Source organism: Mesorhizobium sp. STM 4661, assembly GCF_000359125.1.
Taxonomy (GTDB): Bacteria; Pseudomonadota; Alphaproteobacteria; order Rhizobiales; family Rhizobiaceae; genus Mesorhizobium.
In genome coordinates, this window is record NZ_CAAF010000047.1 from 124,585 (window position 1) to 149,070 (window position 24,486).

The 24,486-nt window shown below is 63.3% G+C and carries 24 protein-coding genes; 13 read left to right on the forward strand and 11 right to left on the reverse strand.

Going from position 1 to position 24,486, the window contains the following annotated elements; all coding sequences use genetic code 11:
- Positions 1 to 49 precede the first annotated feature (49 nt).
- From MESS4_RS14810 to MESS4_RS14825, 4 genes are all read left to right on the forward strand, one after another.
- Positions 50 to 1,237 (forward strand): amino acid ABC transporter permease, encoded by a 1,188-nt coding sequence (locus MESS4_RS14810; RefSeq protein ID WP_006332111.1) that lies wholly within the window; start codon positions 50 to 52, stop codon positions 1,235 to 1,237.
- A gap of 4 nt (positions 1,238 to 1,241) precedes the next feature.
- The gene (locus MESS4_RS14815; RefSeq protein ID WP_006332112.1) at positions 1,242 to 2,399 is read left to right on the forward strand and encodes an amino acid ABC transporter permease; all 1,158 of its coding nucleotides are present in this window, start codon (positions 1,242 to 1,244) and stop codon (positions 2,397 to 2,399) included.
- A gap of 24 nt (positions 2,400 to 2,423) precedes the next feature.
- Positions 2,424 to 3,227 (forward strand): amino acid ABC transporter ATP-binding protein, encoded by an 804-nt coding sequence (locus MESS4_RS14820; protein WP_006332113.1) that lies wholly within the window; start codon positions 2,424 to 2,426, stop codon positions 3,225 to 3,227.
- A 118-nt stretch (positions 3,228 to 3,345) separates the two neighbouring features.
- Positions 3,346 to 4,014 (forward strand): TIGR02117 family protein, encoded by a 669-nt coding sequence (locus tag MESS4_RS14825; protein ID WP_006332114.1) that lies wholly within the window; start codon positions 3,346 to 3,348, stop codon positions 4,012 to 4,014.
- Between the two features lie 210 nt (positions 4,015 to 4,224).
- On the opposite strand, the gene MESS4_RS14830 is transcribed toward MESS4_RS14825, so the two are convergent.
- Complete coding sequence (locus tag MESS4_RS14830) at positions 4,225 to 5,499, reverse strand: FAD-dependent monooxygenase (RefSeq protein ID WP_006332115.1); 1,275 nt, start codon at positions 5,497 to 5,499, stop codon at positions 4,225 to 4,227.
- 31 nt (positions 5,500 to 5,530) lie between these two features.
- Entirely contained in the window at positions 5,531 to 5,776 is a 246-nt protein-coding gene (locus MESS4_RS14835) for a zinc-finger domain-containing protein (protein ID WP_006332117.1), read from the reverse strand.
- A 134-nt stretch (positions 5,777 to 5,910) separates the two neighbouring features.
- Between MESS4_RS14835 and MESS4_RS14840 the strand changes: the two genes are divergently transcribed.
- Together MESS4_RS14840 and ppx are read left to right on the forward strand one after the other, a co-directional pair.
- Positions 5,911 to 8,112, forward strand: a complete 2,202-nt coding sequence (locus tag MESS4_RS14840; RefSeq protein ID WP_006332118.1) for an RNA degradosome polyphosphate kinase — start codon at positions 5,911 to 5,913, stop codon at positions 8,110 to 8,112.
- Entirely contained in the window at positions 8,112 to 9,647 is a 1,536-nt protein-coding gene (gene ppx, locus MESS4_RS14845; protein ID WP_006332119.1) for an exopolyphosphatase, read from the forward strand. The genes MESS4_RS14840 and ppx overlap by 1 nt, the downstream gene beginning before the upstream one ends.
- 28 nt (positions 9,648 to 9,675) lie before the next feature.
- On the opposite strand, the gene MESS4_RS14850 is transcribed toward ppx, so the two are convergent.
- The 5 genes from MESS4_RS14850 to betI form a co-directional block, all read right to left on the reverse strand.
- Complete coding sequence (locus tag MESS4_RS14850; protein ID WP_006332120.1) at positions 9,676 to 10,098, reverse strand: DoxX family protein; 423 nt, start codon at positions 10,096 to 10,098, stop codon at positions 9,676 to 9,678.
- Between the two features lie 144 nt (positions 10,099 to 10,242).
- The gene (locus MESS4_RS14855; protein WP_006332121.1) at positions 10,243 to 10,665 is read right to left on the reverse strand and encodes a DoxX family protein; all 423 of its coding nucleotides are present in this window, start codon (positions 10,663 to 10,665) and stop codon (positions 10,243 to 10,245) included.
- Positions 10,666 to 10,778: 113 nt separating this feature from the next.
- The gene (gene fumC, locus MESS4_RS14860; RefSeq protein ID WP_006332122.1) at positions 10,779 to 12,176 is read right to left on the reverse strand and encodes a class II fumarate hydratase; all 1,398 of its coding nucleotides are present in this window, start codon (positions 12,174 to 12,176) and stop codon (positions 10,779 to 10,781) included.
- A 268-nt stretch (positions 12,177 to 12,444) separates the two neighbouring features.
- Entirely contained in the window at positions 12,445 to 13,104 is a 660-nt protein-coding gene (locus tag MESS4_RS14865) for an SDR family oxidoreductase (RefSeq protein ID WP_006332123.1), read from the reverse strand.
- Positions 13,101 to 13,739: a transcriptional regulator BetI gene (betI, locus tag MESS4_RS14870; protein ID WP_081609740.1), complete on the reverse strand. Its 639-nt coding sequence runs from the start codon at positions 13,737 to 13,739 to the stop codon at positions 13,101 to 13,103. The genes MESS4_RS14865 and betI overlap by 4 nt, the downstream gene beginning before the upstream one ends.
- A 72-nt stretch (positions 13,740 to 13,811) precedes the next feature.
- On the opposite strand from betI, the gene MESS4_RS14875 reads away from it, so the two are divergent.
- Together MESS4_RS14875 and MESS4_RS14880 are read left to right on the forward strand one after the other, a co-directional pair.
- Complete coding sequence (locus tag MESS4_RS14875) at positions 13,812 to 14,681, forward strand: glycine betaine ABC transporter substrate-binding protein (RefSeq protein WP_006332126.1); 870 nt, start codon at positions 13,812 to 13,814, stop codon at positions 14,679 to 14,681.
- Positions 14,678 to 15,529: an alpha/beta hydrolase gene (locus MESS4_RS14880; RefSeq protein WP_006332127.1), complete on the forward strand. Its 852-nt coding sequence runs from the start codon at positions 14,678 to 14,680 to the stop codon at positions 15,527 to 15,529. Before MESS4_RS14875 ends, MESS4_RS14880 begins: the two co-directional genes overlap by 4 nt.
- A 10-nt stretch (positions 15,530 to 15,539) precedes the next feature.
- Here MESS4_RS14880 and MESS4_RS14885 read toward each other — a convergent pair whose 3' ends face one another.
- Positions 15,540 to 16,301 carry an NIPSNAP family protein gene (locus tag MESS4_RS14885; RefSeq protein WP_006332128.1) on the reverse strand — a complete coding sequence of 254 codons (762 nt, stop codon included), beginning with the start codon at positions 16,299 to 16,301 and terminating at the stop codon, positions 15,540 to 15,542.
- A 147-nt stretch (positions 16,302 to 16,448) separates the two neighbouring features.
- Between MESS4_RS14885 and MESS4_RS14890 the strand changes: the two genes are divergently transcribed.
- Positions 16,449 to 17,075, forward strand: coding sequence for a TetR/AcrR family transcriptional regulator (locus MESS4_RS14890; RefSeq protein ID WP_006332129.1), 627 nt, complete (start codon positions 16,449 to 16,451; stop codon positions 17,073 to 17,075).
- Positions 17,076 to 17,283: 208 nt separating this feature from the next.
- Here the strand turns inward: MESS4_RS14890 and MESS4_RS14895 are convergent, their stop codons facing one another.
- On the reverse strand, positions 17,284 to 17,877 hold the full coding sequence (locus tag MESS4_RS14895; RefSeq protein WP_006332132.1) for a hypothetical protein: 594 nt from the start codon (positions 17,875 to 17,877) through the stop codon (positions 17,284 to 17,286).
- Between the two features lie 134 nt (positions 17,878 to 18,011).
- Between MESS4_RS14895 and MESS4_RS14900 the strand changes: the two genes are divergently transcribed.
- On the forward strand, positions 18,012 to 19,139 hold the full coding sequence (locus tag MESS4_RS14900) for a metallophosphoesterase (protein ID WP_006332133.1): 1,128 nt from the start codon (positions 18,012 to 18,014) through the stop codon (positions 19,137 to 19,139).
- 117 nt (positions 19,140 to 19,256) lie between these two features.
- On the opposite strand, the gene MESS4_RS14905 is transcribed toward MESS4_RS14900, so the two are convergent.
- Entirely contained in the window at positions 19,257 to 19,445 is a 189-nt protein-coding gene (locus tag MESS4_RS14905) for a CsbD family protein (RefSeq protein ID WP_036241321.1), read from the reverse strand.
- Between the two features lie 155 nt (positions 19,446 to 19,600).
- Between MESS4_RS14905 and MESS4_RS14910 the strand changes: the two genes are divergently transcribed.
- The 3 genes from MESS4_RS14910 to MESS4_RS14920 all read left to right on the forward strand — a co-directional run bounded on the left by MESS4_RS14910 (position 19,601) and on the right by MESS4_RS14920 (position 22,675).
- A complete protein-coding gene (locus MESS4_RS14910; protein WP_006332135.1) occupies positions 19,601 to 21,043 on the forward strand; it encodes a patatin-like phospholipase family protein in 1,443 nt (480 codons plus the stop codon).
- Between the two features lie 133 nt (positions 21,044 to 21,176).
- Positions 21,177 to 21,851: a glutathione S-transferase family protein gene (locus MESS4_RS14915; RefSeq protein WP_006332136.1), complete on the forward strand. Its 675-nt coding sequence runs from the start codon at positions 21,177 to 21,179 to the stop codon at positions 21,849 to 21,851.
- A 68-nt stretch (positions 21,852 to 21,919) separates the two neighbouring features.
- Positions 21,920 to 22,675, forward strand: coding sequence for an SDR family NAD(P)-dependent oxidoreductase (locus MESS4_RS14920; RefSeq protein WP_006332137.1), 756 nt, complete (start codon positions 21,920 to 21,922; stop codon positions 22,673 to 22,675).
- A gap of 380 nt (positions 22,676 to 23,055) precedes the next feature.
- Here the strand turns inward: MESS4_RS14920 and MESS4_RS14925 are convergent, their stop codons facing one another.
- Complete coding sequence (locus MESS4_RS14925; RefSeq protein ID WP_006332138.1) at positions 23,056 to 24,384, reverse strand: adenylate/guanylate cyclase domain-containing protein; 1,329 nt, start codon at positions 24,382 to 24,384, stop codon at positions 23,056 to 23,058.
- Positions 24,385 to 24,486 lie beyond the last annotated feature (102 nt).

A 24,486-nucleotide genomic window follows, 5' to 3' on the forward strand; every position in this document is an offset into this window, starting at 1 on the left:
TGCCTTCCGGTTTCTCTTTCCAGGGGATGGTCGCCAGAAGGGTGGTCGAATGGCATCGCAGGAAATTCTTCGCGAGGAGCCAAGCCGTGGTTCCTTCGTCAACGATCCGAAAGTCCGCAGTCTCTTCTTCCAGGCGGTGGTCGTCGTCTTGCTGGTGGCGGGCGTCTGGTGGATTGCCCAAAACGTCATTGCCAATCTGACGCGTCTGCACATTGCTTCAGGCTTCGGCTTCCTCAAGGGCCGCGCCGGCTTCGACATCAGCGAGAGCGCTATCGCTTATTCATCGGATTCGACCTATGGCCGCGCCATTTTGGTCGGCTTCATCAATACCGTGATCGTTGCCGTCGTCGGCATCATCACCGCGACCATCATCGGCTTCATTGTCGGCATCGGCCGGCTTTCGCAGAACTGGCTGATCCGCAAGATCTGCACGGTCTACGTCGAGGTGTTCCGCAACATCCCGCCGCTGCTGGTCATCTTCTTCTGGTATTCCGGGGTGCTTGCGGTGCTGCCGCCGCCACGCGACAGCATCAATCTGCCGTTCGGCTCTTTTCTCAACCAGCGCGGCTTCTATTTTCCGAGCGCCGTATGGGGCGACGGCTCCTGGCTGATCTTCGTTGCTTTGCTTGTCGGCATCGCCATGGCATGGTTTGTCGCCCGCAAGGCGCATCAGCGGCAGATGGCGACCGGCCAGCAATTCCCGGTGTTCTGGACTTCCGCCGCGCTGATCGTCGGGCTGCCGCTGCTTGCCTATGCACTGAGCGGCTTCCCCTTGAGCTTTGATTATCCAAAGCAATCGACCTTCAACCTGACCGGTGGCTTCCAGGTCAGCCCCGAATTCCTGTCGCTTTACCTGGCGCTGTCCTGCTATACGGCGGCCTTCATCGCCGAGATCGTGCGCGCCGGCATCAGGGGCGTCAGCAAGGGGCAAACCGAAGCCGCCGCGGCGCTTGGGCTGCGCTCGGGTTCGATCCTGCGGCTGGTCGTCGTTCCGCAGGCGATGCGCATCGTCATTCCGCCGCTGACCAGCCAGTATCTCAACCTGACCAAGAATTCTTCCCTGGCGATCGCCATCGGCTATCCGGACCTGACCGCCACGGCGGGCACCGTGCTCAACCAGACCGGCCAGGCGGTCGAGGGCGTGCTGATCATGATGGCCGTCTATCTCATACTCAGCCTGGTGACCTCGGCCGTCATGAACGTGGTCAACGCCAGAATGGCACTGGTGGAGAGGTAAGGCCATGCAGGAACACGACATGTCCTGGGTGCGCACCGAAATGGCGCTGGCACAGCCGGCGCCGGCTAGCGTGCGCGGCATGGGAGCCTGGGTGCGCACGAACCTGATCGGTTCGGTCGGCGACGCCATCCTGACCATCATCGGCATCGCACTGGTCGCGATGATCCTGCCGCAGGTCATCAACTGGGCCTTCATCAATGCCCAGTGGACGGGGCCTGACCGCTCCGTCTGCGCCACGGTGGCGCAGGGCGGCATCCAGTCGGATGGCTGGAGCGGCGCCTGCTGGGCCTTCGTCAACGCCAAGTTCGGCCAGTTCATGTTCGGCACCTATCCGATCGAGGAACGCTGGCGGCCGATCCTGGTCGCCATCCTGTTCGTGGCGCTGCTGGTGCCGATGCTGATCCCGCGCGTGCCGCGCAAGGGTTTGAACGCCATCCTGCTGTTCCTGGTGCTGCCAATCATTTCGTTCGTCCTGCTGGTCGGCGGCATGTTCGGCCTGCCGCATGTCGAGACCTCGCGGTGGGGCGGGCTCTTGGTGACGCTCAGCCTGTCTTTCGTCGGCATCGCGGTCTCGCTGCCTCTCGGCGTCGTGCTGGCGCTCGGCCGGCGCTCGAAGATGCCGATCGTCAAGATGCTGTGCATCATCTTCATCGAGACGGTGCGCGGCATCCCGCTGATCACCGTGCTGTTCTTCGTCAGCGTCATGCTGCCGCTGTTCCTGCCGGCCGGCGTCACCTTCGACAAGTTTCTCAGGGCGCTGATCGGCGTGTCGCTGTTTGCCGCCGCCTATATGGCCGAAGTGATACGCGGCGGCTTGCAGGCGATCCCGAAGGGCCAGTATGAGGGCGCGGATTCGCTCGGCCTCGGCTACTGGCAGAAGATGGGCCTGATCGTGCTGCCGCAAGCGCTGAAGCTGGTCATTCCCGGCATCGTCAACACCTTCATCGGCATGTTCAAGGACACCAGCCTGGTCATCATCATCTCGATGTTCGACCTGCTCGGCATCGTCAAGCAGAACTTTTCCGACCCCAACTGGGCAACGCCGCAGACGGCCAGGTCCGGCCTGATATTCGCCGCCTTCGTCTTCTGGCTGTTCTGCTTCGGCATGTCGCGCTATTCAATGTACACGGAACGCCGGCTCGATACCGGCCACAAACGCTAAACAAAAGAACAAGGGGATCCTGCCATGGCCACAGAAAATGCCGTCAGCGCGGAAGAGATCAAGGTCAACGCCGCCAAGATGCATATCTCCACCACCGATGTCGCCATCGACATCATCGCCATGCACAAATGGTACGGCGAATTCCATGTCCTGAAGGACATCAATCTGAAGGTGATGCGCGGCGAGCGCATCGTCATCTGCGGGCCTTCCGGCTCGGGCAAGTCGACCATGATCCGCTGCATCAATCGGCTGGAGGAGCACCAGAAGGGCAAGATCATCGTCGATGGCAAGGAACTGACCAACGATCTTAAGAAGATCGACGAGGTGCGCCGCGAGGTCGGCATGGTGTTCCAGCACTTCAACCTGTTCCCGCATCTGACCATCCTGGAGAACTGCACGCTGGCGCCGATCTGGGTGCGCAAGACGCCGAAGAAGCAGGCCGACGAGATCGCCATGCACTTCCTCAAGCGCGTCAAGATCCCGGAACAGGCCCACAAATATCCGGGACAGCTTTCCGGCGGCCAGCAGCAGCGTGTGGCCATCGCCCGCTCGCTGTGCATGAACCCGCGCATCATGCTGTTCGACGAGCCGACTTCTGCGCTCGACCCGGAAATGATCAAGGAAGTGCTGGAGACGATGGTCGGGCTGGCCGAAGAGGGCATGACCATGCTCTGCGTCACCCACGAGATGGGCTTTGCCCGCAAGGTCGCCAATCGGGTGATCTTCATGGATCAGGGCCAGATCGTCGAGCAGAACACGCCGGCCGAGTTCTTCGACCATCCGCGTCACGAGCGCACAAAGCTGTTCCTGTCGCAGATCCTGCACTGATTGGTCTCATGCAGATCGAAAGAGCCCGGCCGAACCCTGGCCGGGCTATTTTGCGTTCTGATCGCGTGCCGGCGATCGCACTCCGTCGCGTCGCGGCCAGATCGCAAGGCCGTCCCTCATGAAAAAGCTCGGGCGTTTCATCACCATTCTGGTGGCGGCAATCGTGCTTGCCGTGACGCTGGGCACGCTGGTGCCGCGGCCGCTATGGCAAGCGGCCGTCGCCAATCCCGCCACTACGCGGCATATCCTCGTGCTGAAGAACCCGATCCACACCGATATCGCCATTCCTGTCGACGACGACGTGCGCCGGCGCTTCGGTTTCCTGGTCGATGCCGGCATTCCGGCCGATGCGGCGGAGGTCCGTTACATCGTCTTCGGCTGGGGCGGCCGCGCCTTCTACCTGGAGACGCCAACCTGGTCGGAGCTGAAAGCCGTGCCGGTGATGAAGGCGCTGACATCGGACGCTTCGGTGATGCATGTCGATGTCGCCGGCAACATCGCCGAGCCGCACCCTGATGTCGCCGGCTTCGATGTCGGCGAGGAGCGTTTTGCGGCGCTGCTCGACTTCATCGCGGCAAGTTTCCAGCAAGGGCCGAACGGTCCGATCGTGATCGAGAATGCCGCCTATTCCCGTTTCGACCGCTTCTACGAGGCGAACGGCCGCTTCAACGCATTGATCGGCTGCAACACCTGGACGGCGGCGGCCTTGCGCACCGCCGGCCTACGCACAGGCTGGTGGAACCCGCTGCCGGCCTCGCTTGGCCTGTCGATGCGGCTGTATAATTGATAGGTTCCTCGCGGCACCTTTGATGCCGGAGGGACAGCACCCCCCTCTGGCCTGCCGGCCATCTCCCCCGCAAGGGGGGAGATCGGATGTCGCGACGGCCTTCGCCAATGTCTAACGTTCGCGCGCAAAGGCGCCGAAAGTGACGCTGCAAATCTCCCCCCTTGCGGGGAAGATGTCCGGCAGGACAGAGAGGGGGGGTGGGAAGGATCGCTACGCCGACGACCTAAACTGTAGAGCGTCCGGGTTCCACCCATAAAGCCAGTCCAAATCCGCCGCGAGCTTTTCCGGCGAGCGCAGTCTCAGGAACAGGTTGCGGGCGACCGCCACAGGCCCCACAGCATGCCAGGCGAGGCGGTTGAGCGCGCCGCGGCGGGCGACCTTGGCGACGCGCGGCCGCCGCATCTTTTCCCAGGCCGCAAGCGCGGCCGCTGGATCGGCGGGCGAGGCGGCGACAAGACCGGCAAGGGTTGCTGCGTCCTCTATCGCCATCGCCGCGCCCTGCGCCGCAAACGGCGTCATCGCATGCGCCGCGTCGCCGATCAGCGCGATGCCGGCGGGCGTCGTCCAGGGCTGGCGCTGGTCAACCGTATGGATCGGCCACGCCGTCCACGGGCCGGCATCCTCGACAAGCCGGGCCAGCGCGGCAGCCGTGCCGCGCATGGCGCCGGCGAGGATATTGGGGTCGGCGTGGCCGGACCAACTCTCGGCCATGGTCTCACCTGCTGTGAAGGCGGCCAGGTTGAATGCCCTGCCACGGCTGACGGGATAGGCGACCATGTGGAAGCCGGGATGCAGGAATGTGGTCACGCAGTTGGCGGCGCCGACCGCCGCGAAAGCTTCTCCGGCAGCGCTCTCCGCGTCGATCGTGGCGCGCCAGGCAAGCTCGCCCGAAAACCGGCTTGAGGCGCCTGCGGCGGAAGCTGCGTTCCTGGCCGACCCGCTCCTGGCCAAAGCGCCGAGGTCGCGGATCTTCGACCAGACGCCATCGGCGCCGATCAGCAGAAAGCCACCGGCTTCCACGGTTTTGCCGGCAATCTCGGCCATCGCCGTGACATGGTGCGGCCCCGGGACGACGCCGCCGACGCGCGCGCCGGTGACGAGGCTGATATCCGGCTGTTCGGCGAGGCGCGCCATCAGCGCGCCTTGCAGATCGGCCCGATGAGCGACGAGATAGGGCGCCTGCCAGCGCCTTTCGGCTGCTTCGCCAAGCGGCACCCGCGCCAGCTCGCGCAAGGTGGCGGCATCCCTGAGCACCACCGCTTCCGGCCGCACCGCCGCCGGCAGCAGCCGTTCGAGCACGCCGAGCTGGCGAAGGATGCGCGTCGCATTGGGTGAAAGCTGGATGCCGGCGCCGGCCGCCTCGATGCGCTCAGCCTGTTCGAACAGCCGCACCAGGTAGCCGCGCTCGGAAAATGCCAGTGCCGCGGTCAATCCGGCAATGCCAGCCCCGGCGATGAGGACCTGCCGGGACCGCGTGTCGTCCATTGGTGTGGCAGAGGGGGGCGTGGCAGGCGCTTCAGGCGGCCAGGTCGATATACAGGCATCCCGCGGGCTGCGTTTCCGTCGCCTTCAGCTTTGGCGAATAGCGATAGAGCGTCGAGCAATAGGGGCAGACTTTCTCATTGTCGTCACCCATGTCGAGGAACACATGCGGATGGTCGAAAGGCGGGTTGGCGCCGGTGCACATGAATTCCTTGACACCGATGTCGATCGTCGGATAGCCCGCATCGTTCTGGAAATGGGGAATGGAACCGCCTGCCATCGTCGTCTCCTTCATATCGTGCAATTGCATCTGGATCATAACCAGTCTGTTTGCAAGATCGATGAAATGAAACTGTCGCAAAAGCCTGTCAGAGGATAAGTTGCGCCGGCAAGCGGGTGAAAAGAGCAGGAACCATGAACGAACTGAAGCCGGTGCAGAGCGAATTCACCAATGTCGCGGTGGTCCATCCGGAAGCTGGCAACCCGGACCGCTTCGTCAACCGCGAGTTTTCCTGGCTGCAATTCAACCGGCGCGTTCTTGAGGAATCGCAGAACGTCAATCATCCGCTTTTGGAACGCGTCCGCTTCCTGTCGATCTCAGCCGCCAATCTCGACGAGTTCTTCATGGTCCGTGTCGCCGGTCTCGCCGGCCAGGTGCGCGAGGGCATTACGCTGAAGAGCCCGGACGGCCGCACCCCCGAGCAGCAGCTCGAACAGTTGCTGCGCGAGGTCGAGCGCCTGCAGGAGGACCAGCAGAAAAGCCTTTCAGCACTTATGCTGCTGCTCAACAAGGAAGGCATCGAGAGCATCATCCGCGATGGCCTGACCAAGGACGAAAAAACCTGGCTGGAGGACCACTTCCAGGAGCAGGTCTTCCCGGTGCTGACCCCGCTATCGATCGATCCGGCGCATCCGTTCCCGTTCATCCCCAATCTCGGCTTCTCGATGGCGCTGCAACTGCGCCATCGCAAGAATGGCGAACAGATGAGCGCGCTCTTGCGCCTGCCGGTGGCGCTGAAGCGGTTCATCCGTCTGCCGGACCGCAAGAATCTTGTCCGTTTCATTCCGCTCGAAGAGGCGGTCGGCCTCTATATCGGCAAGTTGTTCCCCGGCTACGAGGTCAAGGGTTCCGGCACGTTCCGCATCATCCGCGACAGCGATATCGAGGTCGAGGAGGAGTCCGAGGATCTCGTGCGCCTGTTCGAGACGGCGCTGAAACGCCGCCGCCGCGGCTCGGTCATCCGCATCGAGTTCGACATGCTGATGCCGGCCGAACTGCGCGACTTCGTCGCCGGCGAGCTTGGCGTCTCGTCGAGCCGCGTCAGCGTGCTCACCGGTCCGCTGGCGCTCAGCCAGATTTCCGAGATCGTTGCCGTTCCCCGCGACGATCTCAAGTTCAGGCCCTACAATCCGCGCTTCCCCGAGCGCATCCGCGAGCATGGCGGCGACTGTTTCGCCGCCATCCGCGAAAAGGACATCATTGTTCACCACCCGTATGAATCCTTCGACGTGGTTGTGCAGTTCCTGCGCCAGGCGATGGCCGACCCGGAAGTGGTGGCGATCAAGCAGACGCTCTACCGCACCTCCAACGACAGCCCGATCGTGCGCGCTCTGGTCGACGCGGCCGAGGCCGGCAAGTCGGTGACGGCGCTGGTCGAGCTCAAGGCCCGCTTCGACGAGGAAGCCAACATCCGCTGGGCGCGCGACCTCGAGCGCGCCGGCGTCCAGGTGGTGTTCGGCTTTCTCGAACTGAAGACCCACGCCAAGATGTCGCTGGTGGTCCGGCGCGAGGACGGCAAGCTGCGCAACTACGTGCATCTCGGCACCGGCAACTACCATCCGGTCACCGCGCGCATCTACACCGACCTGTCCTTCTTCACCACCGATGCGACGATCGCCCGCGATGTCGCCCAGCTGTTCAATTTCATCACCGGCTATGCCGAGCCGGCCGAGGAGATGCGTCTGGCGATCTCGCCCTTCACGCTGCGCAACCGCATCCTCAAGCACATTTCCGACGAGATTGCCCACGCGCTGGAAGGCCGCCCGGCGCGCATCTGGATGAAGATGAATTCGCTCGTCGATCCGATCATCATCGACGCGCTCTATGATGCCAGCCGCGCCGGTGTCGAGATCGACCTCGTCGTGCGCGGCATCTGCTGCCTGAGGCCGCAGGTGCCGGGCCTGTCGGAAAACATAAGGGTCAAGTCGATCGTCGGCCGTTTCCTCGAGCACAGCCGCATCTATTGTTTCGGCAACGGCCATGGCCTGCCGTCGGATGGGGCGATCATCTACATCTCCTCGGCCGACCTGATGCCGCGCAATCTCGACCGTCGCGTCGAGACCATGGTGCCGATCACCAATCCAACTGTGCATGAGCAGGTTCTTGGCCAGATCATGCTGGGCAATATCATGGACAACCAGCAAAGTTTCGACGTATTGGCTGACGGAACCTCCCGGCGCGTTGTGCTGGAGGAGGGCGAGGAACCGTTCAACGCGCAGGAATATTTCATGACCAATCCGAGCCTTTCCGGACGGGGCGATGCGCTGAAATCGCATGCGCCCAAGCGCATCGCGCAGTTCAAGCGCCGCAAGAAAAACGGCGCAGCGACCAGCTGATGATTTCAGCATCCCAGGGCCGGCTTCAAGACCGCCGACCGCTGTCCATCATCGACATCGGGTCTAACTCGATCCGTCTTGTCGTCTATGAGGGGCTGGCGCGCTCTCCAACCACCTTGTTCAACGAAAAGATGCTTGCCGGCCTTGGCCGCGGCATCGTTTCGACCGGCAAGCTCGACCCCGAGGGCGTGACGCGCTCCATGGAGGAGTTCCGGCGTTTCCGCGCGCTCTCCGAACAGGCCGGCGCCGAGCGCATGTATGTGCTGGCGACCGCCGCCGCCCGTGAAGCGGTCAACGGTCCCGACTTCATCCACCGCGCCGAAGACGTGCTCAAGACCGAGGTCCAGGTGCTGAGCGGGCGCGAGGAGGCCCATTATTCGGCGCTTGGCGTCATTTCCGGCTTCCATCCGGCCGACGGCATTGCCGGCGACCTTGGCGGCGGCAGCCTTGAACTGGTCGACGTCGAAGGCGAGGCGATCGGCGACGGCATCACGCTGCCGCTGGGCGGCCTGCGCTTGCAGGACATGGCGAAGAATTCGCTGGCCCAGGCGGCCAAGATCGCGCGCGACGAGCTTGCGAAGGCGAGATTGCTGAAAGGCGGGCAAGGCCGGCCATTCTATGCGGTCGGCGGTACCTGGCGAAACCTCGCCCGGCTGCACATGGAAATGACCAACTATCCGCTTGCCGTCATGCACCACTACGAGATCGGCATCGACAGTGCCGCCAATTTCCTCAAGCAGGTGGCCAAGGGCGAGATCGAGAAGGTGAAGGGCATTGAGGGCGTCTCGAAGAACCGCCGCTCGCTGCTGCCTTATGGCGCCATCGTGCTGCAGGAGATCATGGCGGCGATGCAGCCGTCCAGGATCATCGTCTCGGCGCTGGGCGTGCGCGAAGGCTTTCTCTATTCGTTGCTCGAACAGGCCGAGCAGCGGGCCGATCCGCTGATTTCCGCCTCGGAGGAACTCGCCCGGCTGCGCTCGCGCTCGGTCACCCATGCGCATGAGCTGGTCGAATGGACGGGCAAGACCTTTGCCGCCTTCGGCCTGGACGAAACCGAGAACGAGACGCGCTACCGGCAGGCGGCTTGCCTGCTTGCCGACATCGGCTGGCGCGCGCATCCCGAATATCGCGGCAGGCAGTCGCTCAACATCATTGCCCACGCCTCCTTCATCGGCGTCGACCATCCCGGCCGCGCTTTCCTGGCGCTGACCAATGCCTATCGGCACGACGGCATCTTCAACGAATCCATCGCGCCGGAAATCAAGGCGTTGGCGAGCCCGCGTTATCTCGAGCGCGCCCGAGTGCTGGCCGCCACGATGCGCGTCGTCTACCTGCTGACCGCGGCGATGCCTGGCATCATGCCGCGGCTGAAATGGGAAAGTCGCCCCAATGGAGCGCTGGCGCTGGTGCTGCCGGCGCCGCTGGCCGATCTTTACGGCGAGCGGCCGGCCGGCCGGCTGGCGCAACTGGCGAGAGTGACCAACCGCCGGCTGGTGCTGGCGGTCGAGGGCGGCCCCAGTGTTTCGGTGAAATAGGTCGTTTCAGTGAAGCAGGCCGTTTCGGTCACGTGACGTCGGCACCGACTCCGAACGCTCGGCCGTCGACCGAATAGGCGCCGGCGCCCGCCATTGCCAGCGCCAGAAAACCGCCTGCTATGGCGATGTCCTTCATCAGTATCTGTGTATGCAGGAACGTCAGCGTCGGATCGCCGCCGCCTTGGCCGTAATGGCCGATGAAGCCGGCGGCAATACAAAAGGCGGCGAGCAGCAGCGCCACGATCGGCGTCTTGAAACCGACGAGGATGGCGAGCCCGGCGATCAATTCGAACAGCCCCGTTGCCCAGGCAACGAGCGTCGGCAGCGGCAGGCCGAGCCCGGCAAAATAGCCTGAGGTACCGGCGATGTCGGCAAGCGCAAGGAAACCCGAAGGGACGAACAGCGCGGCAAGCAGCAGCCGGGAAATGAGAAGCAGCACATTACGGGGCATGGTCACCTCCGTTGTCATCGGCCGGTCGGCCTGTTCCGGTCACCAGTCTAGCAGACACCGCTGGTCGGGACGCATGCATGGACAACGAAAAAGGGGCGCGGAAAATTCCACGCCCTTTTTGCCATAGACAATTTCCGGTCTGCTTCAGCCGCGCCTGGCGTCGACCGAGAGCGCACCGGCGCCCGAGGAAGCCAGTACGAGGAAGCCGCCGGCAATCGCCAGGTTCTTCATGAAATTGATCATCTGCATCTGATCGGCCCAGCCTGTGTGGGCGACCAGCCCAGTGGCGACGGTGAAGATGGCGAGCACCCAGGCAGTGATCCGCGTCTGGAAGCCAACAAGGATGGCAAGGCCGCCGAGCAGCTCGATCAGCCCGACGACAATGGCGGTTACGGTCGGCAGCGGCAGGCCGAGGCTGCCGAAATAGCCGGCGGTGCCGGCAATGGCGGTGAGCTTGCCGAAACCGGAAAGCAGGAAAATGACGGCCAGCAGGATGCGGCCGAGCAGGATCGTCAGGGAATTGTTGGACGTGGTGCCGGAAGCGGCAACTGAAGTGTTGATGGACATGGCGGGTCTCTCCGGAAGGTTGCAATCTCTTTCCAGATAGAGGAGCCTGACTGTTCACCAAAGACGTCGATCTGGCGACAGATCGTTCACATGGTTACATTGACGATACTAGCTTACCCCGGATGCGTCATATCTTCCGGCCGCACCAACCGGTCGTAGTCCGCTTCGCTGACCAGCCCCGTGGCCAGCGCTTCCTCGCGCAACGTGGTCCCGTTCTTGTGCGCGGTCTTGGCGATCTTGGCGGCGTTGTCGTAGCCGATGGTCGGCGCCAGCGCCGTCACCAGCATCAGCGAGCGATCGAGCGCCGCCTTGATGTTGTCCTCACGCGCCTCGATGCCGACGACGCAATTGTCAGTGAACGAGATCGAGGCGTCGGCCAGAAGCTGCACCGACTGCAAGAAATTATAGGCCATCAGCGGGTTGTAGACGTTGAGCTCGAAATGACCCTGGCTGCCGGCGAAGGTCACCGCGGCATTGTTGCCGAACACCTGGATGCAGACCTGCGTCAACGCCTCGCACTGGGTCGGGTTGACCTTGCCCGGCATGATCGAGGAGCCGGGCTCGTTTTCCGGCAGCGACAGTTCGCCGAGGCCGGAGCGCGGGCCGGAGCCGAGCAGACGGATGTCGTTGGCGATCTTGAACAGGGCGCCAGCGCAGGCGTTGATCGCGCCATGCGAGAATACCATGGAATCGTGGGCCGCCAGCGCCTCGAACTTGTTCGGCGCGGTGACGAAGGCGATGCCGGTAATGGTGGCGATGCGATCCGCCACCTTCTCGGCAAAGCCGATCGGCGCGTTGAGGCCGGTGCCGACGGCCGTGCCGCCTTGCGCCAGTTCCTGCAGGCCGGGCAGCGTCATTTCGATGCGTTTGATCGACGAGGCGACTTGCGCGGTATAGCCCGAGAATTCCTGGCCGAGGGTGAGGGGAGTGGCATCCTGCGTGTGGGTCCGGCCGATCTTGATGATATGGGCGAATGCGCGGCTCTTGGCGTCCAGTGCCTTGTGCAGATGCTTCAGCGCCGGCAGGAGGTCATGCACGATGCGCTCGGCGCAGGCGATATGCATGGCCGTCGGATAGGTGTCATTCGACGACTGGCTCATATTGACATGGTCGTTGGGGTGCACCGGCTTTTTCGACCCCATGACGCCGCCCAAGAGTTCGATCGCCCGGTTGGAGATCACCTCATTGGCGTTCATGTTGGATTGCGTGCCTGAGCCGGTCTGCCAGACGACCAGCGGGAAGTGGTCGTTGAGCTTGCCGTCGATGACCTCCTGCGAGGCTTCGATGATCACCTTGCCGATCGCCGGATCGAGCCGCGTCAGCTCCATATTGGCTTCGGCGGCCGCGCGCTTGACGATGCCCAGGGCGCGGACGATCGAGACCGGCTGCTTTTCCCAGCCGATCTTGAAATTCCACAGCGAGCGCTGCGCCTGCGCGCCCCAGTAGCGGTCGGCGGCGACCTCGATGGCACCGAATGTATCGGTTTCAGTTCTGGTCCTTGGCGCGCTCACTTGTCTCTCCGGTCTGTCGAATTCGGCAACGGCGTATCGCGTTGCACAAAAGGCTTCAAGCGGAGATTGCAGGCGGGAATGATGCAAATCGGTTGAAGAAGCTGCGATCTCCCCCCTTGAGGGGGAGATGTCGCCAAAGGCGCCAGAGGGGGTCGGTACGTCCTGACGCGACTCCCTATTGTGGACGGAGGATGCCGGCGATCCGCGCGAGACGACCCCCTCTGGCCTGCCGGCCATCTCCCCCTCGAGGGGGGAGATAAGCAACTCCTCACCCCGCCGTATAGCCACCGTCGATCGCAAAAATACCGCCGCTGGTCCATGCTGCCTCGTCGCTCGCCAGATAGACGGCGATGCCGGCCAGGTCCCTGGTCCGGCCGATGCGGCCGAGCGGGTAGCTGCGCTCGACATAGGCCTTGAGTTCGGCCTGCGCTGCCGTCGGCAAATTGTCGACCGTCCTGCGCCGCATCGCGGTATCGACGGTACCCGGCGCGATCGCGTTGACCCTGATGCCGCGCGGGCCAATCTCGAAGGCCAGCGATTTGGTCAGCGAATTCAGCGCGCCCTTGGACAGCGAATAGAGGCTCGACGGCCGCTTCGGGATCATCTTGTTGGCGAAATAGGACGAGATGTTGATGATGGAGGCGGCAGCAGCGAGATGCGGCAGCAAGCCCTGGGTGAGGAAGAACGCCGCCGTCACGTTGAGCGCGAAGGATTGCTGGAACTGGTCCTCGCTAACGCTCTCGAATGGCACCAGGAAGGCCACGCCGGCATTGTTGACGAGGATATCGAGCGGCCCGCTGCTATGCCTGACATGCTCGACCACGGCATCGATGCCTGCTGATGTGGCAAGGTCGGCGGAAATCGTCTCGCCGCCGCCCCCGCGCCGCTTGCGCGCCGCTAACTTCGGCAGGCGGATCGGCCTGTTCATCCGCCGAGCGGCGAGGCTTCCCGATAGGCCAGCCGCGCCGCGACATGATCCCTGACCTGGCGGATCGCCTGTTCGCGCGTAACGCTGCCCGGCTGCAGGCCGAGCCGCAGCCACAGCCCATCTATCAAGGCGGTGACGCTGAACGCGATGTCATCGGCATCGCGGGTCGCGGCGAGGCCGCGCAGGCCGGACAGAAGATTGGAGCGCATGCGCGCATGGATCACCTTCTGGATGCGCGCCAGCGTCGCGTCGCGCGGCACCTCCGCGCAGAGCGAAAGCCAGGCATGGCAGATGGACGGCTGGAACAAATGCGGCTCGAAATTGCCCTCGATCACCGCGTCAAGCCGCTGCATCGGCGTGCGCGCCCGGCTGAGCCGCGCGATCACCGCATCGCGCAACACCGCGTTGGCCTCGCGCATGGCATGCTCGAACAGCTCCTGCTTGTTGCGGAAGTAGTGCAGGACGATGCCCTTCGACGCGCCGGCATGGGCAGCGACCTTTTCCAGCGTCGCGCCGGCAATGCCTTCACGCTGGAGGACGGCGAAGGCCGCCTGCCGCAGTTCCTTGCGGCGAATGTCGCTGATGCGGCTGAGCTTCACGAGATGATCCGGTGTTTCAAGATTGCAGATTGACATTTTCGTCCGCCAAGATCAAGAATTGACCGAAGGGATAATTGTCAGTCCGAATGGACAAGAGGAGATATCGAAATGTGTCGCATCCTTGGAATTGGCGTGTCCTTGATCGCACTGGCGCTGGCCGATCTCGCCTTCACCACCGGGGTCGCCAATGTCCTGTTCGAAGCGCTTGGCTATCAGCCGCAGAGCTCGGTGCTCGGCATCAACGTCATCTACGAAGGCATGAAGAACAACGACCTGGACCTGTTCCTAGGCTATTGGGACCCGGCGATGGTGACCTACTATGAGCCCTACAAGAAGGACGGCTCGGTCGAGGATGCGCGCGTCAATCTCGAAGGTGCCAAATACACCTTCGCCGTGCCGACCTATGTCTGGGATGCCGGCGTCAAGGATTTCGCCGACCTGCACAAGTTCGCCGACAAGTTCGGCAAGAAGATGTACGGCATCGAGCCCGGCTCGAACCAGTTGATGATGGATGCCATTGCCGATCCGTCGCTGGGCCTCGACGGTTGGCAAGTCGTCGAGTCGAGCGAAGCCGGCATGCTGTCCGAGGTCGGCTACGAGATAAAGGAAAAGCAGTTCATCGTCTTCCAGGGCTGGGCGCCGCATCCGATGAACACGATGTACGACTTCAAATATCTGACCGGTGGCGACAAGTTTTTTGGACCGAATCTCGGCGCGGCGACGGTGACCACGCAGGTGCGCAAGGGCTATCTCGAACAGTGCCCGAATGCCGGACAGCTGCTGAAGAACCTCACTTTCGATGTTGATTTCGAGAATGTCGGCATGGGCTATTTGATCAATGACGGCATGAAGCCGGAAGAGGCGGGGCTGAAGGCGATCACGCTGAACAAAGGCCGGCTCGATGCCTGGCTCGCCGGCGTCACCACTTTCGACGGCAAGCCCGGGATTGCCGCGGTCAAGGAAAAGCTCGGCCTGTGAGCTTCGCCGGATTGGAAGCAGAGGCTGGACAGGAAGGTGTAGCCGGGCAGGAAGGCTGGGCCGGCCGCAAGCGGTTGGTCGATGTCGGTAGCCTTGCCATGGCCTGTGTCGAGATCGGCGGCACGGAACCGGCACTGTTGCTGGCTCACGGTTTTACCGACACAAGCCGCAGCTTTTCGCTGCTGGCGCCGCATCTGGCCGGCCGTCGGCTGATCATACCGGATTTGCGCGGCCACGGCGCCTCGCAAGCGGGGACGAGCGGCTTCAGCCCTGCCGACTTCGCCGACGACCTTGCCGGGTTGATCGGACAGTTGCGGCTCGATCGGCCGATCCTCGTCGGCCATTCGCTTGGCGCCATGGTCGCGATCGAGACAGCAGTCCGGCACAAGGGGCTGATCGGAGGATTGGTGCTGCTGGCCGGCACGCTGAAGCCTGGGATTTCTGACGATCATCCTATGGTGGTCGGTGTCCAGGCTTTGCGCGACCCGATCTCGCCGGCCGACCCGTTCTATGCCTATTGGCACGCATGCCGGCCCGACGTGCCGCAGGCGTTCCTCGCCAGTATGGCCGAGGACGCTTCGGCGATGCTCGCGGCACGCTGGCGTGCGATCCTGGAACAGCTTCGCGGCGCCGATCTGACCGATAAAGCGCGGAACGTGCGGCATGATGCGCTAGTCATCGGCGGCGCTCGCGACCCACTGTTCGGCGAGGCGCATCAGCAGACGTTGCTGCGTGCTCTTCCCCATGCATCCTTCGTTCGGGCTGAGGGCTGCGGCCACAATCCGCATTGGGAAAACCCAGCGTTTGTCGCCAAGGCTATTGCCGGAAAATTCAGGGCGAGGGCCTGACGGGCGGTCGCTACCTTAGCAGCGATTGTGCCGTCGGCGAAAGGCGCAGCGTTTCCATCGGCCTGGCCAGGCCTGATTGCAGCGCTTGCCATGCCGGCGCGGCGGCAAGCGCTGCCTCATGGCGTGCATGGGCCTCGATGCTGTCGAAACCGGTGACGCTGATGAAGACGTTTTCGCCAGCCCGCACCGGCAGGCGCGGAAAACTGTTCTCGGCATGCTCGCTGATGAAGGCGCCGAGCAGTTTTGCGCCGAACGCATCGAGCATCGGAACGGCTTCGGTTTCGAAGTCTCTGGCAAAACCGGTCTCCATGCCGGGTCTCAAATGATGAATCCGGATCACAACAATACGCTTCAAGTGGCTGTCACTACTCGGCTTTTCGTAATCGAGGAAACGCCGCGTGCCCGACAGGTCGAAGCCAGCGCCAGGCCATGCCGGTTTGAGCAGAAGCACGTCGTCGGAATTGATCATCGTCGCGTTGGCGGCGTCGCGCCAGGCTGCCCACACCGGTCCTTCATAGAAGGCGGCCAAGGCATCCTTCCTCGCGACCATGCCGTCGAAGCCGCGCAGCCAGACGAACATGTCGGGACGATCGAGGTCGCGGAACTGGCCGATGATGGTCATGCCGGCGTCTTCCTGGCCCGCGATCAGCTTGCCGTCGAAGATGCCGATCAGCGTTTCGCGCTGGCCGGGTTTCAGCACATATTGCCTGAGTTCGACGACAGGCGAGTCGTCAAGGTCGGATTTCGGCGGCGAATTCACGAGCAGGTTCATCGCTCGGCTCCAAAACAGGATGATCATCCTGTTCTAAAACAGACCGGTTGTCCTGTTTTGTCAATCTGCTATCTCTAGGAAATGTCAGCAGAGAACAAGTCTCCCGCAACGCGGCGGCGCAGAAAACGCACCAACGACCCCGAAGGCATGCGCAAGAAGGTGCTCGATGTCGCCGAAGCGTCGTTCCAGGCGCGCGGCTACCACGCCTCCAGCCTCGGCGACCTGATGGCGGCGGCGGGCGTCACCGGCGGCGCATTGCATCACCACTTTCCGACGAAGAAGGCGCTGGCGCTGGCGGTGATCGAGGAGCGGGTGGCGGCTGCCGTCGAGGAGACCTGGATCGCGCCGATGCGGGCGGCGGGCACGGCGCGAGAGGGCGTGCGCGCCGTGTTCGAGGCGGTGGCGGCGGGGCTTGAGCACCAGGGCTTCGTGCGCGGCTGCCAGCTCAACAATCTGGCGCATGAACTGTCGCTGACCGATCCGGATTTCCGCATGGCCCTTGCCGGCATCTTTGCCGCGTGGCGCAAAGCGATCGCCGACAAGGTCGGAGCCGACCAGCAGGCGGGCAGGGAGCAAGGCACGGATGCGCAGCGCTTCGCGGCACTCGCGGTGGCCAGCTATTCCGGCGCCATGTCGATGGCCAAGACGGCGCAGGACGCCGGCGTGCTGCGCGATTGCCTCGAGGCGCTGGAGCGGGCTGCGCCTTCGTCATCACAGAGCGGACTAGCGGTGAAGCGACGCCGCAGGGTATTGCTACGACAGAAAACCCTTTGACGCCGGCGGGACAGCGCCCCCCTCTGGCCTGCCGGCCATCTCCCCCTCAAGGGGGGAGATCACGCGCTCAGCCGCATTCACCGATCACCAACCTTGGAGGGATGGCGCTGCCAGCGAAACTGCCAATCTCCCCACTTGAGGGGGAGATGTCCGGCAGGACAGAGGGGGGCGCTGTTCCGCCAGCGTCTCCAGTATTCAGGCTGCGGACCTACTCCGCCAACGGCTTGATCACTTCGTAGCCGACCACGCTTTCGGCGCTCGTGCCCTCGTCATAGCGTTTGGCGAGAACCGCCTGCAAGTCGGGCGCGTAAAGCGCGGTGAATTCATCCAGCGTTTCCCCGGCCTGGTTCTTGGTCGTCTCCTTGACGGCGAGCACATTGTATTTGCAGGTCCCCAGACTGAACGTTTCCTTGCCTTTGACGGCGAGCTCCAGCGTCTCCGTGCCTTTCGGTTGCTTGTTTGGCGCCAGGCGGACAAAAGTCGTCTTGCTTTTCGCCCCTGCCTTGAGCGGAAACAGCTTTCTGAGATCGGAGAACGGGATCATCGCAAGCTGACCCGTATTGCTGTCGCGAAACACCTCGATCAGACCGCCGAACAGAAACTGCGTCTGCGGCGAGGCGGATTCGTATGTGTTGGCGATATGCATCATTCCACCCGCCGAGGGTCGAAATTCGCTGCTTATGCCGGGCTTCGAAAGGACGAAACCGGCCTTGGCGGCCTTGGCGTCGATGCATTCGGCGGCGTTTGCGGCGCTCGCCGTGGCCAGGATGACAAGTGCAATGCTGATGGCGGCAACCGTCATGAGGGTCTCCTCTTTCCTTCACAACTTGGGCGTTAGTCGCAAAGAAATGCCAGACTGACGCCACGCTGTCGATGGCCCGATGGAACTCTGTGCGAGACTGGACGGCCGGGCGCTGGTCATGCGAATTTCAGTGCATGAAGAATTGCCGCTCGCCGAAATCGGTCTCTCGACGCCACTTCCTGGCGCAAGCGGCGGGGTTTGCCGCGGCGGGCGCCTTTGCGCGTCCCGCGCTCGGTCAGACCGGGCAGCGCATTCAGCCCATCGACGCGAATTTCCTGTTCATCGCCGATGTCCATGCCTGCCGCATGGCCAGCGGCTTGAGCCCGAATTGCCAGCAGGAAGGCAAGACCGACGCTGCCCTGCTGCGCAATGTTGCGGCTCTGAACGGCGTCGGCGACGAGCAATGGCCAGCCGAAATCGGCGGCGTCGCCACCGGCTTGCGCTCGGCCGGCGGCCGCATCGCCACGCCGCTCGGCCTCGTTGTCGGCGGTGACATGACCGACGATGGCGGCGGCCAGATCACGGAGCCAAGCGAGGGCACGCAGCTTCTCCAGTTCAGCCAGCGCTATCAGCAAGGCGTCGGCCCCGATCGCGTCCACATGCCGGTCTATGCCGGGCTCGGCAACCATGATCTCGACCAGAACGGTCCGCCGCCTCATGTCGACTGGTACCGCCGCGAATTGCGCGACTATGTCGAGGTCAACCACCGCCCGGGCGTGTTCTTCAAGCCGCCCGTGCCGGCGACCGACTACGATGTCGACACCGACTGCTATTCCTGGGACTGGGGTGGCCTGCACCTCATCCAGACGCACCGCTTCGCCGGCGACACCGGCCACGGCGCGGTCTCCAGCCTGCCATGGCTGAAGCAGGATCTGGCGACCTATGCCGGCGACGGCCGCCCCGTCATCCTGTTCCAGCACTATGGCTGGGATACCTTCTCCATTGAGCGGTGGGATCCGGCCAAGCGGACCTTTGACGATGACGGCGCCGGCGCGCCGCACTGGTGGAGCGAGGCGGACCGGCAGGCGCTGCTGGCAACGCTGAAGGGCTACAATGTCATCGCCATCTTTCACGGCCACCAGCATGAGGTGCCGATGGTCTACCGCAGCGACGGCGTCGATCTGTTCAAGCCGAAAGCCGCCTATATGGGTGGCTTCGCGCTGGCGCGGGTGACCAGCGACAGCATGGACGTCGTGCTGGGCGAGGCAACCGGCGACCATGGCGAAGTCGCTTTCACCAACGCTTTCACCAAGGACTTCTAATGCATGTCGCGCAAAAGTGTGCAGCGGTTTTGCGATAACGACATGCTTAAGAACAATAACCAAACAAAAAAGGCGGCCTAAGCCGCCTTCGTTGTCGCTGTGACGGCAAACGCCCGATCAAAGCGCCTTCCTTACCTTGTCCTTCACGTCGCCATACGTCTTCTGCACCTTGCCGGCGATCTTGTCGGCTGCGCCCTCGGCCTCGGTCTGCCGGTTACCGGTGGCCTTGCCGGCGGCTTGCTTGACCGAGCCCTTGACCTGCTTGGCAACGCCCGCAACCTGATCCTTGTTCACCATCGTCCGCATCTCCTGAGGTTGTTTCGTCCGCGGGAGACAGAACGGGCCGGTGCGGCTTCGGTTCCATGTCCTGCAATCTGTTGCAGGACGACTGGTTGCGCCGGGCGCGGCAATGCGGCTAGGTTCTGCCCGGCTTGCGTGTGAGGACAGGCCGGGGGAGTTCGATGCGTTTTCACCTTGTCTGTGCCGTTGTGACCTCCGTGCTTCTGGCCGGCTGCGTCGCCGACGATGTCGGGCCGATCAACGTCTTCACTCCCAAAGCCGGCCAGCCGTCGCCGACCTTCATTCCCGATCCGGGAGATGACGGCTCGACCGTGGTCGGTCTCGCCTTCTCCGGCGGTGGTACAAGGGCCGCGGCCTTCTCCTACGGCGTGCTGCGGGCGCTGGACGACATCGTCATCGACGAGCGGCCGCGCAGGCGCACCCTGCTCGATGATGTCAGGATGATCTCCGGCGCTTCCGGTGGCGCGGTGGCCGCTGCCTATTTCGGCTACAAGGGCAAGGACGGTTACCGGGACTTTCGCGAGCGGTTCCTGATCCAGAACGCGGAAGCCGACCTCAGGGAAAGGATTTCGCCGGTCAATCTCGTGCGCGCCTACTATGGCGGCGTCAATGATCGCAGCGGCTTCGCCAAATGGCTGAACGACCATCTCTTCGACGGCGCGACATTCGACGCTTTCAGCAGGCCCGGCGGCCCGATCGTCTGGATCAACGCTTCCGACATCTACAACCGCACGCCGTTCCTGTTCACCTACGACACCTTCGCGGCTCTGTGCAGCGATCTGGACAAGGTGCGGCTTGCCGATGCGGTGGCGGCTTCGGCCGCGGTGCCGATCGTCTTCGCGCCGATCGTCGTCGCCGCGACCAGCCCGGATTGCGGTTACCAGCGGCCGCAATGGCTGAGCCGGGCGCTTGCCGACCACAACGCCCCGCTGAGGCTGAAAGCTTACGCCGCCGCGCTCGATGCCTACCAGAATGCCGGCCCGCGCGACTATGTGAAGCTGCTGGATGGTGGCCTGACCGACAATATCGGCGTCACCGGCTTCGCGCTCGAACGCGCCGCCGCCGGCACGCCGTACGGCCCGCTTTCGCCATCGGCCGCCGTTCGGCTGACGACGCTGATCTTCATCGTCGCCGACGCCGGCAGCGGCAGCGACCGGAGCTGGGCAAAGTCGCTGCACGGGCCAAAGGCCAGCGAACTGCTTGACGTTACAACCAGCACCACGCTCGCCGCTTCGGTGCACGACGAATTCGACGCGCTGACGCTGGCTGTCTCGCAATGGAAGGGCGAACTCGTCCGCTATCGCTGCGGCCTGCCTGCCTCGACCGTGTCTGCCTATCGCGGCTCGGCGGCCGGCTGGAATTGCCGTGACGTCCGGCTCGTGGTCCAGCATCTGTCCTTCGCCGATATGGGTCAGGCAATGCAGGTCAAGCTGAACGCCATCCCGACCAGGCTGAGGCTGCCGGTCGAGCAGGTCGACCTCACCATTGAGGCTGGTCGCAAGGCGCTGCTGGTGAATGCGGATATCGCCAAGGCGGTCGCCGCCATCCGTGCCCGCGCCGGTGTCGCACCGGGAGCACAGATGGCTGCAGCACAGGCAAATTAGAGCGACGTGCGTCCAGTTGGACGCACAAAGTACGCTCTAACACTTTTGAATCTACGCATCGTGCTTTCCGAAAATCGATTCCGATTTTCGGGCTGATGCGATAAGCCACCGCGCTCAACACGGAGAGACCATCTTGGCTGAATTCACACTCTTTATCGGCAACAAATGCTTTTCGTCATGGTCGCTCAGGCCATGGGTGGCGATGAAGCATCTGGAGATCCCGTTCGAGGAGAGTTTCGTGCGCCTGCGCACGCCTGAGACTGCCGCCAACCTTGCCAAGGTATCGCCGACCGGGCTGGTGCCGGTGTTGAATCACAAGCCGTTGAAGGGCGGGGGCAGGATCGTCTGGGAAACCCTTGCCATCCTTGAATATCTTGCCGACCTCTATCCCGAAAAGAAGCTTTGGCCGGCCGATATCGAGGCCCGTGCATTGGCGCGCTCGGCGGCGACCGAGATGCATTCCGGTTTTCGCGAGGTCCGCTACGGCTGGCCGATGAATCTGCGCCGGCCGAAGGCCTATAAGCCGCTCGATGCCGAAGGCGAGGCGCAGCGGGCGCGCATCGAAAGCCTGTGGCGGCAATGCCGGGAGGAATATGGCAAGGGCGGGCCGTTCCTGTTTGGTCATTTCACCGCGGCCGATGCGATGTACGCGCCGATCGTCACCCGCTTCGACACCTATGGCGGCGAGTTGGCGCCAGTCACCCGCGACTACGTCGACGCCGTGCTGGCAACGCCGGCGATGCGCCACTGGTACGCGGAGGCCGCCAAGGAGACCTGGCCGGAGCCTGGCCCGCACGAACAGGACTGATGACGGGACTCCAAGAATGCTGTTCGCGACCTATCTGAAGGGGCGGGCCGGGCACTTGGAGATTTCTCATGACATCCGCTAATTCCCCACTTGCCGGCAAGGTCGCCCTCGTCACCGGCGCATCGTCGGGCATCGGCGAGGCAACGGCCGCCGCACTCGCCGCCGCCGGCGCGAAGGTGGCGGTTGCCGCCCGCCGCGCCGATCGCCTCGAAGCACTGGCCGCACGCATCGAAAAGGCCGGTGGCACGGCCCTTCGCATCGAGACTGACGTCACCAGCGCCGGCGATGTTACCGCGATGGTCGATAAGGTCGTTTCCGATTGGGGCCGGCTCGACATCCTCGTCAACAATGCCGGTGTCATGCTTTTGTCGCCTGCGGCGGAAGCGATCCTCGACGACTGGCGCCGCATGGTCGAACTCAATCTGCTGGCGCTAATGGGCGTCACCAAGGCGGCACTTCCGCATCTCAAGGCGGCCAAAGGCCATATCGTCAATGTCTCATCGGTCGCCGGCCGCGTCGCCAATCCCGGCGCCAGCGGCTATGCCGCGACCAAGTTCGGCGTCGTCGGCTTTTCCGAATCGCTGCGCCGCGAGGTCTATGCCGACAAGGTCCGCGTCACCGTCATCGAACCCGGCCTGGTGCGCACCGAGCTTGGCGACCACATCACCAATGCGGCGTTCAAGGCCGATTTGGGCAAGCGGCTTGCCACCATGGAGGCGCTGACCGCCGAGGATATAGCGGCCGCCATCCTCTACGCGGTGAGCCAGCACCCGCGCGTCAACGTCAACGAGATCGTCATCAGGCCGACCGACCAGGAACGCTGATTTCATATTACCCGCTGATGAGCGATCCTGTGAGGTCGGCGCCGCGTGCGCAAACAAAAACGCCCCTCGCGTCTTTTATCACGCGGGGGGCGTCTTTTGCCGTTAGCATTTCCTTCGATTGCTCTCATGAATTGCTGACGACACAGATAAAATGCGCGTTTGCGATAATGGTTCCCGGGATTTTGCAAATTTTTTCGAGTGCACGGCAGCCGCTTTATGTGTCCGGTCCACCTGCCAAGCCCTGAGGTTGCGGCGAATCCGGCAGCGCGGCCATGCAAAAATTGTGTAGTGTCTCAGTTTGAATTTCGGCTGTGGGTGGAATCTTGCCGTCTGAGCTGACTACCGGAATGTGAAGCTAGCGCCAGAACCAGACATTCGTTTCAGCTTGTTAATTCATAAATGTCGCAGCCTTCGGGGATACCTTTCATCTCGCGGTGGCCGAGGAAGGTGAAGTCCAGCCCGGAGCCGACCGCGAGATCCTTCACGGTTCGGGACGTGAGGATCGAGTTCGGCGCCGCTTCGGCCATGATGCGCGCCGTCAAGTGGACCGCCAGACCGCTCAGATCGTCGGCCCGGCGCTCGCACTCTCCAATGTGGATGCCAGTCCGCAGCTCCAGCCCGAGCGCCTTCGCGTCTCGCGCCAGCGCCCTGGCACATTCAATCGCCGGGGTGGGCCCGGCAAATGTGAGCAGATATCCATCGCCAGTGTGCTTGATCTTTTGCCCGCCGAGCGCGGCAACGCGTCGGCTGACATTGACGTCCAGTTGCTCGAGGATCGACCGCCACCGCTCGTCCCCCACGGCGCTCAGGGTCCTGGTCGAGTCGACGATATCGGTCATCAGCAGGGTCATGAGCGCGCGTCCGGGTTTTGCGGTCGTCCGCGTCCCCGTGACGAACTCTTCGACCTGCCCGATCAGTTCGTCCTGATCGCCGTACCAGGGGATGTGGTCATCGCCGGGCAGCAGGCGAAACTCGGCGCCGGGAATATGCTCGGCGAGATAGCGCCCTTCCTCCGCTGCGTGCCAGCGGTCGCCGGCGCGATGGAGAACCAGGCTCGGCACATGGATGGCGGGAAGGATCGCGCGAATGTCGATTTCGAAGTTGAGCCGGGAAATCAGCTCGGCGGCGTGCGGGCTGGCTGCAAATCGAAGGTAGGCAGCAAACCAGCTTTGCACTACAGGGTCGCTTGCGACGCTCGGCGCGCCGTCGTCGAGATCGAATGACCGGCCCCACTGCGCCAGGAGCGACTCCACCTCACGTTCATTTTCTTCGTGGGTCCGCCCCCAGGGATAGTCGGGCGCCCTTTTGCTTCGGGCAAAGCAGCCGTACAAAACTAGCGCGCTCACCCTTTCGGGATGGGTGGCGGCAAACAGCGAACTCATGTTTCCGCCCTCGGAAACTCCGAACAGCGCCGCCTGCTTCGATCCGACGGCATCAAGTACGGTCTTGACGTCCTCGGTCCTTTGTTCGAGCGTCGGAAAGCCGACGTTTCGGTCGGACATGCCCGTACCGCGTTTGTCGAAAAAGATCAGGCGGGAAAAGCGGCTCAGGCTGGTGAGAAATCGAGCGCATTCGGGACTCTCCCAAGCGTACTCTACGTTGCTGAGCCAGCCTTGCGCGTACAGTAGATCCGTTGGGCCGTCGCCGACCACCTGATAAGCGATGGCGACGTCGCCGCATCGTGCATAGCGCGTCTCGGGTCTCTGCATGACCGCCTGACAAATCGATTGGGCAACTGCGAGACGTTACCGGGGCAGATGCGAAGCTCGCCGCCCAACGTAGCGAACTAAGGCAACAAAGGGAATTTCGAA

Bases quoted from the DNA above. Each gene is read 5' to 3' on its own strand.
- MESS4_RS14810 (WP_006332111.1), top strand. From the start codon at position 50: ATGGCATCGCAGGAAATTCTTCGCGAGGAGCCAAGCCGTGGTTCCTTC.
- MESS4_RS14815 (WP_006332112.1), top strand. From the start codon at position 1,242: ATGCAGGAACACGACATGTCCTGGGTGCGCACCGAAATGGCGCTGGCA.
- MESS4_RS14820 (WP_006332113.1), top strand. From the start codon at position 2,424: ATGGCCACAGAAAATGCCGTCAGCGCGGAAGAGATCAAGGTCAACGCC.
- MESS4_RS14825 (WP_006332114.1), top strand. From the start codon at position 3,346: ATGAAAAAGCTCGGGCGTTTCATCACCATTCTGGTGGCGGCAATCGTG.
- MESS4_RS14830 (WP_006332115.1), bottom strand. From the start codon at position 5,499: ATGGACGACACGCGGTCCCGGCAGGTCCTCATCGCCGGGGCTGGCATT.
- MESS4_RS14835 (WP_006332117.1), bottom strand. From the start codon at position 5,776: ATGGCAGGCGGTTCCATTCCCCATTTCCAGAACGATGCGGGCTATCCG.
- MESS4_RS14840 (WP_006332118.1), top strand. From the start codon at position 5,911: ATGAACGAACTGAAGCCGGTGCAGAGCGAATTCACCAATGTCGCGGTG.
- ppx (WP_006332119.1), top strand. From the start codon at position 8,112: ATGATTTCAGCATCCCAGGGCCGGCTTCAAGACCGCCGACCGCTGTCC.
- MESS4_RS14850 (WP_006332120.1), bottom strand. From the start codon at position 10,098: ATGCCCCGTAATGTGCTGCTTCTCATTTCCCGGCTGCTGCTTGCCGCG.
- MESS4_RS14855 (WP_006332121.1), bottom strand. From the start codon at position 10,665: ATGTCCATCAACACTTCAGTTGCCGCTTCCGGCACCACGTCCAACAAT.
- MESS4_RS14865 (WP_006332123.1), bottom strand. From the start codon at position 13,104: ATGAACAGGCCGATCCGCCTGCCGAAGTTAGCGGCGCGCAAGCGGCGC.
- betI (WP_081609740.1), bottom strand. From the start codon at position 13,739: ATGTCAATCTGCAATCTTGAAACACCGGATCATCTCGTGAAGCTCAGC.
- MESS4_RS14875 (WP_006332126.1), top strand. From the start codon at position 13,812: ATGTGTCGCATCCTTGGAATTGGCGTGTCCTTGATCGCACTGGCGCTG.
- MESS4_RS14885 (WP_006332128.1), bottom strand. From the start codon at position 16,301: ATGAACCTGCTCGTGAATTCGCCGCCGAAATCCGACCTTGACGACTCG.
- MESS4_RS14890 (WP_006332129.1), top strand. From the start codon at position 16,449: ATGCGCAAGAAGGTGCTCGATGTCGCCGAAGCGTCGTTCCAGGCGCGC.
- MESS4_RS14895 (WP_006332132.1), bottom strand. From the start codon at position 17,877: ATGACGGTTGCCGCCATCAGCATTGCACTTGTCATCCTGGCCACGGCG.
- MESS4_RS14900 (WP_006332133.1), top strand. From the start codon at position 18,012: ATGAAGAATTGCCGCTCGCCGAAATCGGTCTCTCGACGCCACTTCCTG.
- MESS4_RS14905 (WP_036241321.1), bottom strand. From the start codon at position 19,445: ATGCGGACGATGGTGAACAAGGATCAGGTTGCGGGCGTTGCCAAGCAG.
- MESS4_RS14910 (WP_006332135.1), top strand. From the start codon at position 19,601: ATGCGTTTTCACCTTGTCTGTGCCGTTGTGACCTCCGTGCTTCTGGCC.
- MESS4_RS14920 (WP_006332137.1), top strand. From the start codon at position 21,920: ATGACATCCGCTAATTCCCCACTTGCCGGCAAGGTCGCCCTCGTCACC.
- MESS4_RS14925 (WP_006332138.1), bottom strand. From the start codon at position 24,384: ATGCAGAGACCCGAGACGCGCTATGCACGATGCGGCGACGTCGCCATC.